This is a genomic window from Shewanella saliphila (assembly GCF_014648295.1).
Taxonomy (GTDB): domain Bacteria; phylum Pseudomonadota; class Gammaproteobacteria; order Enterobacterales; family Shewanellaceae; genus Shewanella; species Shewanella saliphila.
On record NZ_BMQV01000032.1, the window covers coordinates 39,921 to 54,232 of the forward strand.

The following is a 14,312-nucleotide window of genomic DNA, read 5'->3' on the forward strand; positions in this document are numbered from 1 at the left end:
TCAAATTTTGGCAAACGTTGATTTGATGTTTATTTTCAATTAGATACTGTTAGGTTTTTGTCAAATATTGTTAAATGGTAACCATAAGGTGTGAGTTGAGGAGGTTCTAATGCAGCGCGACACCGAGCATGACGCACCACAAAAGTGCATAGTGCAAACGACTGACGTTGATGAGCAGGCTCATAATTTAACGTCGTGGCAGCAAATTTATGATCAAACCAGTAATGGTCAGTTTTATGGTTGTATAGAAGGGATTGATTATCCAGACTCACATTTATTTAAAGAATTTACTCAGCGAGCGCTCAGACAGCAGTGCAATATTGCACCAGAGTCGATATGGCTTGGTATTCCTGCATTATCTACAGACAGTAAAATAAACGGCTTACAAGTCGAGTCACATCAATTTATGTGCCGTGGTAGTGATTGTGATTTTGAATTAATGACCCCAGAAGAATTTACGATTTATGGTGTCGTGATTAACCGTGACATGCTTTTTTCGATGGCAGAAATCCAAGGCGTTAAACTCAAACACAGTATGACGCAAGATAATGCACGACAAGTGGTAACTACAGCGGTGTTGAATCAAGCAAGATTAACGATTGAACAGCTTATTAGTCACAATGGGTTAGGCCTTTGCACTCAAATACAACAAGATATTCTCAACACGCTGGTATTAACATTATTAGTTGATAACCAGGCTAATCAACATATTGCGCCAAGTTATCATCATAGGTTAGCCGTTGTTGAAAAAGTAAAAGACTACATTCATCAACATCCACATCAGGCGATAACCATCACCCAGTTGTGTGAGCATACTCATGTGAGCCGGCGCACTTTACAATACAGTTTCGAGTCAATTTTAGGCATCAATCCATTGCGCTTTTTACGCTTAACCCGACTCAATAACGTCAGGCGAGAGCTTAAAAAACCACAGCAAGATACACCCATCGCAGTGATTGCTGCTAATTGGGGATTTTGGCACCCAGGACAGTTCACTAAAGACTACACACAACTATTTGCTGAGAATCCATCTCAAACTCGAAATCGTTTTCAGTATTGAACGTAAATTGTCTTATCTTCGTATCACACTTACGCTATTGTTTTATTTTCTATATGCGACTTGCCACAACCAAAGCAGAGGGAACTTATGCAACAAGATAAATGGAACAAAATTCCGCAAGAGGCGTTTGATTGGTATGACTCTTATGCACATGGTGGCATGGATCGACGCACCTTTATGGCTAAACTCGGTTCGTTAGTGGCACTAGGGTATTCAATGAGTGTATTAACCTCAGCTTTATTGCCAAATTATGCCCTGGCTGAACAAGTGTCGTTTAATGATGCTGATATTAAGGCCACGTATGTTGAATTTGATTCGCACTCTGGACATGGTAAAGGCCGAGGTTACCTAGTTGAACCACTCAATAAAGAAGGGCGTTTACCTGTCGTTCTGGTTGTGCATGAAAACCGTGGTTTAAATCCCTATATTGAAGATGTCGCCAGACGATTAGCAAAAGCGGGATTTATCGCATTGGCACCAGATGCGCTATTTCCGTTAGGTGGTTATCCAGGAAACGATGATGATGGTCGGCAAATGCAAAGTACATTGGACAGAAGCAAAATAGAACAAGATTTTGTTGCTGCAGCTGAGTTTTTAAAGGCCAATCCTCGCAGTAATGGCAAATTAGGCGCAGTTGGTTTTTGTTTTGGCGGCTATATCGTTAATTATCTTGCTGCAGCTAAACCAGATTTATTGCAAGCCGGTGTGCCTTTTTATGGCACACCCGCAGCCAAAGCGTTAAGAGCCAATATTAAAGCACCGTTATTAATCCAGTTAGCAGAATTAGATGAACGCGTTAATGCCACCTGGCCTGAATACGAACAAGACTTAGTGGCTTACAACGTACCTTACACCATGTATATGTATGACAAATCAAATCATGGTTTTCATAATGATTCGACAGGGCGCTTTGATGAAGTGAATGCTGATTTGGCATGGGAACGAACATTAGCATTTTTCAATAAGCACCTGAGTTAACTATCATATAGCGGTGAAATTTGGCTTAGGACAGCTATTGTCATTTGTTTATAGCAATAGCTGTTAAAACTAAAAGCGCTTACTCGGTTAATTGAATTAAGTATTCAATTAATCACTACAAGCTTTATGCTTGCTTAGACGTTACCGCATTAGACGCGGCAATAATCATCTTATTCCTCAGCCATTTGTTGGCGGGTTCCTTATCCACATTCACATGCCAATATAAATGCACGCCAATATCAGGTAATTCTACGGGTAAAGGGTGCATAACAATATCGAGCATTTCACTGTACATCTCAGCCGCAGTTTTGGGTAAGGTTAATAGCATGTCGTTGCTTAAAATCACTTTACACGCAGACAAGGCTTGTTGACAACGCAGCGAAATCTTCCGGTGATATCCCATTCTCGACAATTCAAAATCTTCTAATCCTGGTCCTGTCGAACGAGATGATACCAACACATGATCAAGTTTAAGGTAGGTGTCTAAATCGAGCGTTGTGGTGAGTGCTGGGTGGTCTTTTCGGCCAACCACCATCAATTGATCACTTTGTAATTGAGTGTGACGAATATTATTGCTCACGGGGATCAATGCATCGATGGCTAAATCGATATCACCGCTGGCCAATTTGTTTTCTAACTCACTACGGTTAACACGCTTATTACTGTTTAAGTGAATGGCAGGAGACTCTATAGAAAGGCTTTCTTGTAAAATAGGTAAATAATAAGGTTCTAACGAGCCGTGTAAAGACAATGAAAAACTTTTGCGAGAGGTCAGTGGTTCAAATTGTCTTGATTGTACTAGGCATACCTGCAACTGATGTAACGCTTCGCGCACATCATCAATCACGTTCTTTGCCACGGGAGTGGGGCGCATTTCGTTACCTTGTCTGATAAACAATGGATCATCAAAATGATTACGTAATTTCCCCAATGAGTGACTCACCGCGGGTTGCGACAAATTTAATACCGATGCGGCTTTAGTAATATTGCCTTCGCAATATATGGCATCAAAAACCACAAACAAATTCAAATCAATTTTCATGCTCACTCCGTTGAATTAACGAAAGATTAATCCACTTATCACTACAGCATGTTATCTCGTCAATAAACAACATGATATGCACAGCCTACTATTTAAATCACAAATAGTAGGGTATTAGAACTATTCATTTGTTCAATTTAGAGCTTGAGATTAGCATAGTCAAGTAGATTCGCTTCAACTCATTTTGGTTATCCATAGCGCATTAATTAAGTTAGAGACTCACAATGGCAAAGATATATTTGATCCGACATGGACAAGCTTCATTTGGCAGTAGTGATTACGACCAACTGTCTGATAAAGGGAGTCAGCAAGCCTCAATACTTGGCCAATATTGGCGTTCACGCCCTTTGCCAAGTAAGTATTATTGCGGCGATTTATTACGCCATGGCCAAACTTTGTCACATTTTGCTAAAGGGTTACAAACTGACGCTACACCCATGGTGATCCATTCTGGTTTTAATGAATTTAATCATGTTGATATATTGCAAAAGTTTAATGGTGAATGGCACCATTTTTCTGAAAAAACCGAGCAGCTTCAGCAATATGAACATCCCAACAAAGTCCTACATAAAGAATTTTATCAAGCATTAAATCGTTGGATGAGTGGTAAACATGATTTGGAATACAAAGAAAGCTGGCCACAGTTTAAAAGCCGCTGCATCCGCGCATTGCAAGATATTATCGAACAAGAGTTAGCTTCTCGGCGAGCATTAAACAGTAATAAGCCAGATGTTAAAGGCAATGCAAAGCAAGCCAAAGACATTTTAGTGTTTACCTCTGGCGGCACTATTTCAGCCATCTTGCAGCACATGCTGCAGCTAAACGACAAACAAACACTGGCCATTAATCAGCAAACTAGAAACACAAGTGTGACAAAGATATTGTTTTCGGAAAAAATGTTAAGCGTTGATTATTTTAATAATTACAGCCATTTAGAGCAAGCTGGCGAAGAATGGATAACCTTTAGATAAGGGTACACAGATAAGTTATTACACCATCTGCGGTTGTACTCATGATAACTACAACAAGGACATAAAATGAATACTGGTAATTTATTTGATTTAACAGGGAAAGTGGCGTTAGTCACAGGTGCTAGCCGAGGTATTGGTGAAAGTGTCGCAAAAGTCTTGGCTCAATATGGCGCTCATGTCATTGTATCTAGCCGAAAAATAGAAGCTTGCCAAGCGGTTGTCGACCAAATTGTTGCCGATGGAGGCAGTGCCCAGGCGATAGCTTGTCATATTGGTGAGTTAGCGCAGATTGACTCAATTTTTGCCGCCATTACAGAGCAACATGGCAAGTTAGATATTCTGGTTAATAATGCGGCGGCAAATCCTTACTTTGGCCACATTATCGATACTGACCTAACTGCATTTCAAAAAACAGTGGATGTAAACATCCGCGGTTACTTCTTTATGTCTACCAACGGTGCAAAATTAATGAAAGCCAGTGGCGGCGGTTCAATCATTAATGTTGCCTCTGTTAATGGTGTTATCCCGGGTGATTATCAAGGCATTTATTCTGTCACTAAAGCTGCCGTTATTTCAATGACGCAAGCTTTTGCCAAAGAATGTGCTCAATTCAATATTCGTGTTAATGCCTTACTTCCTGGCGGTACCGACACCAAATTTGCATCAGCATTAGTGGATAACCCAACCATATTAAAACAAATGATGTATCACGTGCCGATGAAGCGCGTCGCACAACCTGACGAAATGGCCGGTACTGTGCTGTACCTTGCCTCAAACGCATCAAGTTACACCACAGGTACTGCCATCAATGTCGATGGTGGTTATTTGATTGGTTAACGATTTAAAACAAACAACAAAAACAAAAAGCAAATAACACCCATAGGAATTAATGATGACTAGCACTCAAAACACCAGCATCAACAAGCTATTTGAATCGTTTTCAAATAAATCGTTATCGCTTAAAAACAAAACGGTCATGGCGCCGATGACCCGCGCCTTTTCGCCAAACTATATCCCTAACGATGAGGTTGCCGCATATTACCGCCGCCGTGCAGAAGGGGATGTGGGCTTAATTATTACCGAAGGCACCTTTATTGGACATAAAGCGGCCAACGGTTACGAAAACGTACCGGCCATTTTTGGTGAGCAAGCCTTAGCTGGTTGGAAACACGTGGTTGATGAAGTACACGCAGCCGGCGGTAAAATTGCCCCACAGCTGTGGCATGTTGGCGCGGTAAGAAAACCCGGTGTCGGCCCAGACAAAGAAATGCCTGCCTACAGCCCATCAGGCTTATATAAACCAGGCGCACCAAATGGTGTTGCCATGTCACAAGCTGACATTGATGAAGTAGTTGCTTCATTTGCTCAAGCTGCACTCGATGCAAAAAACATTGGTTTTGATGCCATTGAAGTGCATGGCGCCCATGGTTACTTAGTTGATCAGTTCTTTTGGGAAGGCACTAATCAACGCGATGATCAATATGGTGGTTCGCTAGAAAACCGCGCCCGCTTTGGCGTTGAAATTGTCAAAGCCATCCGCGCAGCTGTGGGAGAAGATTTTACCATTATCTTCCGTTTTTCTCAGTGGAAACAACAAGATTACAAGGCGAAACTGTGTCAAACCCCTGAAGAGTTAGCCATCTTCTTAGGCTTACTTAGTGATGCAGGCGTGGATATTTTCCATGCGAGTACTCGTCGCTTCTGGATCCCTGAATTTGAAGGTTCTGATCTAAATCTGGCCGGTTGGACTAAAAAGCTGACTAACAAGCCTGTGATCACTGTCGGTAATGTCGGCCTGGATAACGACTTTATAGGTGAAGGTAATGCTGATTTATCAGGGACTTCTAACCCAACCGGTATAGATGAATTATTGGTACGTTTAAACAATGACGAGTTTGATTTGGTCGGTATTGGCCGCGCGTTATTAGTTGATCCGCAATGGGTGAATAAAATTAAAACCAATGCCATAGATGAGATTAAGCCGTTTAACAAAAAATCATTAATGTCGCTTAGTTAGGCATTTTACAGCTATCCATTAGCGCCACTTATTACGCACTAAGATTCAGTAAAAGGACACCATATGAATTTTGAATACAGCGAAAAAGTTCAAGGGTTAATTAACCAGGTCAACGAGTTTATGGATTTGCATGTTTATCCGGTCGAGGATGAAATGCATCAACAAGTGGCCCTTGACCCATGGTCAACACCTCCGTTAATGGAAGAGCTTAAGGCTAAAGCAAAAGCACAAGGCTTATGGAATCTCTTTCTGCCTGTTGCTTATGGCAAGTACAGTGGCGGGTTAACCAATTTAGAATATGCGCCATTAGCTGAAATTATGGGCAAAGTGATGTGGGCTCCCGAGGTGTTTAACTGCGCCGCCCCCGACACTGGCAACATGGAAGTGTTAGCTAAATACGGTAATGAGGCGCAGAAAAAACAATGGTTAGAGCCACTGCTTGAGGGCAAAATCCGTTCAGCATTCGCCATGACCGAACCCGAAGTGGCCTCAAGTGATGCAACCAACATTGAGTTGAGCATTGTTCGTGATGGTGACGAATATGTCATTAATGGCCGCAAGTTTTACATCAGCGGAGCGTGCCGTAAACAGTGTGAAATCATGATTGTGATGGGCAAAACCGATCCAGACAATACCAATCGTTATATTCAACAATCTCAAGTGCTTGTGCCAATGAATACCCCTGGGGTCAAGATGGTCAGGCCGATGCAAGTCTTTGGCTATGATGACTCACCAGAAGGCCACGCAGAAGTGACCTTTACCAACGTCCGTGTGCCGGTTGAAAACATCATCGTAGGTGAAGGCAAAGGTTTTGAAATCGCGCAAGGTCGCTTAGGCCCTGGACGAATTCATCACTGTATGCGCTCAGTCGGTATTGCCCAGCGTGCATTAGATTTAATGTGCAAGCGCGTCAGTGAGCGAATTGTATTTGGTCAGCCGATGATTAAGCAGCAATCGGTACGTGAAGACATTGCTAAATCTGCCTGTCAGATTGAGCAAGCCCGTTTAATGACCTTAAAAGCGGCGCAAAAGATGGACACCGATGGCAACAAAGCCGCGAAAGATTTAATTGCCATGATTAAAATTGTGGCGCCCAGTATGTCACTTGATGTGATTGACCGTGCCATTCAATGCCATGGTGCTGTCGGCGTTAGCCAGGATACTTTCTTGGCACATGCTTGGGCAGGTCAGCGTACGCTTAGATTAGCCGATGGCCCAGATCAGGTTCACATGATGCAGCTTGGCCGTGATTTAGTGAAAAAGGTAACGCAATAACATTGCAGGCAGGTCAACAAACGCTGGGGCGAGTTGGCCTGCCATTATCATTTTATTACTGTCATCAATCTAACAATAAGAGTATTGCGAATTGCCACATACATTTCCTATCGATAATGATCAGCTTAGTGCTTATTTACAGCAACACGTTGAGGGTTTTCAAGGGCCAATAACACTTGAGAAATTCTCGGGTGGTCAATCAAACCCCACATACAAACTTACCGCTAAGTCGGGTGTCTATGTACTGCGTCGCCAGCCGCCTGGGAAGTTATTAAAATCTGCTCACGCCGTTGATCGCGAATACCGGGTACTTAATGCGCTGAAACACACTGATGTTCCTGTCGTTGAGGTGTCTCACTTATGTGAAGACACCACTGTTATCGGTTCAATGTTCTATTTGATGGAATATTGCGATGGACAAGTGTATTGGAGCGCATCTCTAGCAGATGTTGACACTAATGAGCACCGCGGCGCCATGTACGATGAAATGAATAGCACCCTTGCTGCATTACACAGTGTTGATGTTAATGCTGTTGGCTTAAGCGATTATGGCAAAGCGGGTAACTATTTTGAGCGTCAATTGGGCCGTTGGACCTCGCAATATCGTCTAACAGAATTACATACTATCCCCGCTATGGATGTGTTAATCCAGTGGCTTGAGGACAACTTGCCAGCAGATGACGGCCGTGTGTGTTTGGTTCACGGGGATTTTCGTTTAGACAACATGATGTTTGCTAAAGACAGTCCAGAGATCATTGCCGTTCTTGATTGGGAACTTTCAACGTTAGGGCATCCTTTTGCTGATTTAGCCTATCAATGTATGCAACTGCGTATGCCAGCAGGCATGGGGACCATTGATGGTTTAAAAGATGTTGATAGAGCCAGTTTGGGTATACCAAGTGAAGCAGACTATGTTGCCCAATATTGTCAGCGCATGGGGATCGAAAAAATTGATAACTGGGCGTTTTACTTAGCCTTTAGCTTTTTCCGTTTAGGGGCGATAGCTCAAGGTGTGGCAAAGCGCGCCAGTGAAGGTAATGCCTCAAATGAAAACGCCAATAAAGTCGGCTCGTTTGTGGCCCCTTTAGCGCAAATGGCATTACAAGTCATCAATACAGCTGAATAATCATAAAAACAACAAGACCATCAATTACAGGAGTTACTCGCATGGATCCATTATTAGATTTTACAGGCAAGGTTGCCGTTATCACTGGTGCAGCTCAAGGCTTTGGTAAGTTGCTGTCACAAGAACTGGCTAAGCGTGGCGCAAAGTTAGTCATAAGCGACATCAATGAAGCTGGTGTGCATAAAGTCGCAGATGACATTGCCTCAACGGGTGCTGAAGTGGTCGCAATGAAATGCGATGTATCAAAAGATGAGTCTTGTAAAGCCATGGTCGATACCGCGCTTGAGTATTTTGGCCGAGTCGATATTGGGGTTAACAATGCCGGTATTGCCCATGAATTTATGCCACTGCACATGATTGATGAATCAATTTTAGACAGCCAATTTGCGATTAACGTTAAAGGTGTTCAGTTTGGTATGCGCCATCAAATTGCGCAAATGCTTAAGCAAGGTGAGGGTGCAATCCTCAACGTAAGCTCAATGGCAGGTTTAGGCGGGGCAGCCAGAGGCAGCGCCTATTCAATGGCTAAACATGCGGTGATTGGCTTAACCAAAACCGGCGCGGTTGAATATGGTCGAGATAATATTCGTATTAACGCAATTTGCCCTTTCTTTACCCTGACTCCAATGGTCACCAATTTTGCCGATGAAGAAAAGCAGAAGAAAATGGCTCGCGGTACCCCAATGAGCCGTTTAGGTGAGCCTAAAGAAATCGTCGCAGTCATGCTTATGATGCTATCGCCTGGCAATACCTATATGACCGGACAATGTATTGCAGTAGATGGTGGTGTATCTGCGTTTTAAGCCGCAGATAGTTATCCCTGTATTCACACCTTGTAGCCAAATAAGAAGAGAATATTATGCCTGCAACATTAATGAATGAACGCGACCTTGAGTTTTTGCTGTACGAGCTATTTGACAGCGAAGGCTTAATTACGCGAGAGCGTTATCAAGACCATGACCGTCAAACGTTTAATGAAGTCATCAACACAGCAAAAACCATTGCTGAAAAACATTTTTTACCCATAAGGCAAAAACTCGATACCGAACAGCCGACCTTTGATGGCACAAAAGTTCATATTGTGCCGGAGCTCAAAACCGCCATTGCAGCGGTAATTGAGTCTGGTATTGGTTCGGCCACCGCTGATTACGATTTAGGTGGAATGCAAGTGCCTCCTATTATAGCCAGTGCAGCAGGGGCGTTTTTAAGTGTCGCAGGCGGTGTAGGGATGGGTTACAACATGCTCACCACCGCCAATGCCAACTTGTTGCAAGCCCACGGCAGCGATGAGCTTATCGATACCTGGGTAAAACCGATGCGCGAAGGTCGCTTTATGGGCACTATGGCCATGACAGAGCCGGGCAGTGGCTCTGGTTTGGGCGACTTAATCACCAAGGCGGTAAAGGCTGATGATGGCACTTATCGCATTAGTGGTAATAAAATCTATATATCGGGCGGTGACCACGACTTAAGTGAAAACATTGTGCATTTAGTGTTAGCGCGTATTCAAGGTGCACCTAAAGGGGTGAAAGGGATTTCGTTGTTTGTGGTACCCAAGTTTTTACTCAATGACGACGGCTCTATCGGCGCCGATAACGAAGTTGCCTTAGCGGGTTTATTTCATAAAATGGGTGGCCGCGCGCAAACCTCTACAGCACTGAGTTTTGGTGAAAAAAATGGTTCAGTAGGTTATCTCGTCGGTGAAGAAAACTGTGGCCTTAAGTATATGTTCCACATGATGAACGAAGCGCGCATTATGGTGGGAACTGGTGCAGCGGTGATTGCGGTTGCAGGTTATCAATATTCGGTTGATTACGCTAAAAATCGTCCTCAAGGTCGGTTGCCCTCGTGTAAAGACCCACTGTCGCCCATGGTTAATATTATTGAGCATGCTGACGTAAAGCGTATGCTACTGGCTCAAAAAGCCTATGCAGAAGGCGCAATGGCATTAGTGTTATACGGCACTCAGTTAAGTGATGACGAGCATACCGCCGATACTGAAGAGCAGCGCCAACATGCACATACGTTATTAGACTTTTTAACCCCAATCATTAAAACCTGGCCGTCAGAATACGGCCCTAAAGCCAATTCTTTAGCGATTCAAGTGATGGGCGGCCATGGCTATATTAACGAGCATCCGGTGGAGATGTTTTATCGTGATAACCGTTTAAACCCGATTCATGAAGGGACAACCGGGATCCAATCATTAGATTTACTGACTCGCAAAGTGCCGATGAACAAAATGCAGGGGTATAAAGCGACATTACATGAAATCGTTAAAACCCTTGATGACGCTAAGAAGTACAGCAGTTTACAGCCAATGACGGAACAACTTAGTGACGCTCTGGCGACACTATCTACCACTACTGAGGCTGTATTAACGGCAATGGCGACTAAGAATATTGACCTCGCCTTATCTAACTCAGTGAAGTACCTTGAGCTCTTTGGTCATGTCATTATTGCCTGGTTATGGTTAAAGCAAAGTATTGTGGCCACTAAAGCTTTAGCAGAGAAACCACATCAGGCCGACGTGCATTTTTATCAGGGTAAATTACAAGCTGCGCAGTATTTCTATCGCTTTGAATTACCAGAAATCAATGTGTGGTCGCAGTTGTTAACACAAACAGACAGCACCAGCTATGATATGCAGCCAGAGTGGTTTTAAAGATGTAATGTCTTGAAACTGTTAAGGTTAAAGTCATTTCTGATTAGGATTAATTCCAGCCATATAACCAGCATTACCCCTTTATTGGGTAATGCTTTTTTGTTTTTAAGTGTTTAATAAATTAGTCTTAACTATTCGTATTGATAATATCTAAGTATCAAAACTATTCATTTGTTTAATTCGTTTGCCCCAATTAGCATGAGATATCGCTTAAATTTCATTCATGGAGCGTACTGCTACAGTACATAGGGGAACGGAAATGCCGACAGTCATTAATCGCAATGAAATTACACAGTATATTGGCCATCAAGCCGCGCCAACGAGTTGGCACCAAATCAAGCAACAGCAGATTAACCAATTTGCTGATTGCACTTTAGATCATCAATTTATTCACGTCGATGAAGAAAAGGCCAAAGCGACACCCTTTGGCTCAACGATCGCGCACGGTTTTTTATCGTTATCCATGCTGTCGCATTTTGCAGAAGAATTTAGCGTCATTATTGACGGCTTTTACATGGGATTAAATGCCGGATTCGATAAAGTGCGATTTTTGCAACCCGTAACAGTTAACAGCCAAATTAGAGCGCACGCTAAAATCTTGTCGATTGAAGAAAAAAAGCCTGGGCAATTTCGTTTATCAACTGAAGTCACCATTGAGATTGAAGGTTGCGATACTCCGGCATTAGTCGCCGAGTGGATTTCAGTGCAAATGGTGAAGTAATCAAACATCGAGTCAGTTAGACACGAAATGAAATATAACAATAAAAATTATTCAGCATTTTAAGGGGACCAAGATGACTATCAGTTTTGCAGGACAAGTGGCTATCGTCACAGGCGCGGGTAACGGATTAGGGCGCTCACATGCATTAGCCTTGGCTAAACGTGGTGCTAAAGTGGTGGTGAATGACCTAGGCGGCGCACGTGATGGCAGTGGCGCTTCATCTGCAGCCTCACAAGAAGTGGTTGAGTTGATTGAAGCCATGGGCGGCGAAGCTATAAGTCATGGTGCAAATGTGGCTAATTTTGAAGAAGTACAAGACATGGTGCAACAGGCCATGGATAAGTGGGGCCGCGTTGATATTTTAATTAATAACGCCGGTATTTTGCGTGATAAATCGTTTTCGAAAATGACCTTAGATGACTTTAAGTTAGTGATGGACGTCCATGTTATGGGCTCGGTTAACTGCACTAAAGCGGTGTGGGAAATCATGAAGCAACAAAACTATGGTCGAATTGTCATGACAACCTCATCAAGCGGCATGTATGGTAATTTTGGTCAGGCTAATTATGGTGCGGCAAAAATGGCCCTGATTGGTTTAATGAATACCTTAGTGCTTGAGGGCGCTAAAAATAATATTCACATTAATGCATTAGCACCTACTGCGGGCACCCGCATGACAGAAGATTTAATGCCCGAAGAAATCGTTAAAGCCTTTGCGCCAGAAGCTGTGACTGCGGGTATGTTGACCTTGTGTGATGAAGCTGCACCTAACCGATTTATTTTATGTGCTGGCGCGGGCGGTTATTCAAGTGCCGGTATTTTTGAAACCGACGGCTGCTTTATTCCGACGGCTAAACAAAGCCCAGAAGCCGTGCGAGACAATTGGGACCAATTAACCGCACAAGACAATCAAAAAGCATTGGTGTCAGGCGCGCAACAAGGTGAAAAATTTATCATGAAAGCCATGGCATTCATGAAAGCGCAACAGCAATAATAAATTGATTAGATTATTCCGAGATCACTGGGGTGATGTCGGTTGAGTGGTGTCATTGGATTGCAACAGCACCACTCACAATGTGCATTAAATAAGATGCACTCTATATATAAAAGGAATTTGTCATGAGAGAAGCCGTCATTGTATCAGCCGCCCGCACGCCTATTGGCAAAGCCTACCGTGGTGCATTTAATGATTTATCCGCACCAACGTTATCAGCCGTTGCTGTTAATGCCGCGGTAACGCGCGCGGGAATTGACCCAAATGAAATTGACGATTGTATTTTTGGTGCCGCATTAACCCAGGGTAACCAGGGAATGAACTTTGGTCGTCAGGTTGCTATGGCAGCCAAGTTACCTGTATCTGTGCCAGGTATGACGGTTGATCGCCAATGTTCATCAGGGCTGATGTCGATTGCCCTTGCCGCAAACCACATTGTGGTTGACGGTGCCAGTGTTGTTGTCGCTGGCGGGTGTGACTCAATCAGTTTGGTGCAAAACGATAAAATGAATATGCATCGCGCGGTTGACCCTAGCGTAAAAGCTTATCGTCCAGCCATTTATATGCCCATGCTTGATACCGCTGAAATAGTCGCTAATCGTTATGATATTTCACGCGAGCGTCAAGATGCTTATGCACTCACGTCACAACAGCGCACCGCTGCAGCTCAAGAGGCGGGTAAATTTGATGATGAAATTGTACCGGTAAGCTGCACTAAGTTAGTGATGGACAAAAACACCGGCGATATTTCAAAAGAGCCTGTGACCCTGACAAAAGATGAAGGTAATCGTCCATCAACCAATATTGAAGGTTTAGCTGGCTTAAAAGCGGTAAAAGATAATGGCTCAATTACCGGCGGTAATGCATCACAACTTTCTGATGGCGCCGCCGCAGTTGTGGTGATGGAACGTGAACTTGCCGAGCAGCGCGGCCTTAAACCATTAGGTGTATATCGCGGAATGGTGGTTGCAGGATGCGAACCTGACGAAATGGGCATTGGACCTATTTATGCCATTCCCAAACTACTCGAGCGTAATGGCTTAACCATGGACGACATTGGTTTATGGGAAATCAATGAAGCCTTTGCTGTGCAAGTCATTTACTGTGCCGATAAGCTAGGCATTCCTGCTGACAAATTAAATGTTAATGGCGGCGCAATCTCAATTGGTCACCCATACGGCATGAGTGGCACACGCATGGTGATGCACGCGTTAATAGAAGGAAAACGTCGCGGGGTAAAATACGTGGTGATTAGTATGTGTATTGGTGGCGGTCAAGGCGCAGCGGGTTTATTTGAAGTGTTGTAAGCGTTTAGTTGCTTGTTGGAAGGTCATCAAATACCCAAACAACCTGAAGATGCTCGATTTCAGCAAGAATTTACACGCGTTTAGGCAAGGCATTGATTGCGGGTAATGGTCGTTCCCTTTCCAAAATCAATAACGCAGCATAAACACGTGTAAAAC

The 14,312-nt window shown here is 43.5% G+C and carries 13 protein-coding genes; 12 read left to right on the forward strand and 1 reads right to left on the reverse strand.

What is annotated here, in order from left to right; genetic code table 11:
- Positions 1-109: 109 nt before the first annotated feature.
- Together IEY48_RS14285 and IEY48_RS14290 are read left to right on the forward strand one after the other, a co-directional pair.
- Positions 110-1,060 carry a helix-turn-helix domain-containing protein gene (locus IEY48_RS14285; protein WP_188921449.1) on the forward strand — a complete coding sequence of 317 codons (951 nt, stop codon included), beginning with the start codon at positions 110-112 and terminating at the stop codon, positions 1,058-1,060.
- An 87-nt stretch (positions 1,061-1,147) separates the two neighbouring features.
- Complete coding sequence (locus tag IEY48_RS14290; RefSeq protein ID WP_188921451.1) at positions 1,148-2,038, forward strand: dienelactone hydrolase family protein; 891 nt, start codon at positions 1,148-1,150, stop codon at positions 2,036-2,038.
- A gap of 124 nt (positions 2,039-2,162) precedes the next feature.
- Here IEY48_RS14290 and IEY48_RS14295 read toward each other — a convergent pair whose 3' ends face one another.
- The gene (locus IEY48_RS14295; protein WP_188921453.1) at positions 2,163-3,080 is read right to left on the reverse strand and encodes a LysR family transcriptional regulator; all 918 of its coding nucleotides are present in this window, start codon (positions 3,078-3,080) and stop codon (positions 2,163-2,165) included.
- A gap of 224 nt (positions 3,081-3,304) precedes the next feature.
- On the opposite strand from IEY48_RS14295, the gene IEY48_RS14300 reads away from it, so the two are divergent.
- The 10 genes from IEY48_RS14300 to IEY48_RS14345 all read left to right on the forward strand — a co-directional run bounded on the left by IEY48_RS14300 (position 3,305) and on the right by IEY48_RS14345 (position 14,156).
- Positions 3,305-4,051 (forward strand): histidine phosphatase family protein, encoded by a 747-nt coding sequence (locus tag IEY48_RS14300; RefSeq protein WP_188921455.1) that lies wholly within the window; start codon positions 3,305-3,307, stop codon positions 4,049-4,051.
- Positions 4,052-4,117: 66 nt separating this feature from the next.
- Complete coding sequence (locus tag IEY48_RS14305) at positions 4,118-4,888, forward strand: SDR family oxidoreductase (protein ID WP_188921457.1); 771 nt, start codon at positions 4,118-4,120, stop codon at positions 4,886-4,888.
- 55 nt (positions 4,889-4,943) lie between these two features.
- Positions 4,944-6,068: an NADH:flavin oxidoreductase gene (locus tag IEY48_RS14310; protein ID WP_188921459.1), complete on the forward strand. Its 1,125-nt coding sequence runs from the start codon at positions 4,944-4,946 to the stop codon at positions 6,066-6,068.
- Positions 6,069-6,131: 63 nt separating this feature from the next.
- The gene (locus IEY48_RS14315; protein ID WP_188921461.1) at positions 6,132-7,343 is read left to right on the forward strand and encodes an acyl-CoA dehydrogenase family protein; all 1,212 of its coding nucleotides are present in this window, start codon (positions 6,132-6,134) and stop codon (positions 7,341-7,343) included.
- Positions 7,344-7,434: 91 nt separating this feature from the next.
- Positions 7,435-8,469 (forward strand): phosphotransferase family protein, encoded by a 1,035-nt coding sequence (locus IEY48_RS14320; RefSeq protein WP_188921463.1) that lies wholly within the window; start codon positions 7,435-7,437, stop codon positions 8,467-8,469.
- Positions 8,470-8,510: 41 nt separating this feature from the next.
- Positions 8,511-9,272: an SDR family NAD(P)-dependent oxidoreductase gene (locus IEY48_RS14325; protein WP_188921465.1), complete on the forward strand. Its 762-nt coding sequence runs from the start codon at positions 8,511-8,513 to the stop codon at positions 9,270-9,272.
- 56 nt (positions 9,273-9,328) lie between these two features.
- Positions 9,329-11,134 carry an acyl-CoA dehydrogenase gene (locus IEY48_RS14330; RefSeq protein WP_188921467.1) on the forward strand — a complete coding sequence of 602 codons (1,806 nt, stop codon included), beginning with the start codon at positions 9,329-9,331 and terminating at the stop codon, positions 11,132-11,134.
- 259 nt (positions 11,135-11,393) lie between these two features.
- On the forward strand, positions 11,394-11,855 hold the full coding sequence (locus IEY48_RS14335) for a MaoC family dehydratase (RefSeq protein ID WP_188921469.1): 462 nt from the start codon (positions 11,394-11,396) through the stop codon (positions 11,853-11,855).
- Between the two features lie 73 nt (positions 11,856-11,928).
- Entirely contained in the window at positions 11,929-12,849 is a 921-nt protein-coding gene (locus IEY48_RS14340) for an SDR family NAD(P)-dependent oxidoreductase (RefSeq protein WP_188921471.1), read from the forward strand.
- 125 nt (positions 12,850-12,974) lie between these two features.
- Positions 12,975-14,156: an acetyl-CoA C-acyltransferase gene (locus tag IEY48_RS14345; RefSeq protein WP_188921473.1), complete on the forward strand. Its 1,182-nt coding sequence runs from the start codon at positions 12,975-12,977 to the stop codon at positions 14,154-14,156.
- Positions 14,157-14,312 lie beyond the last annotated feature (156 nt).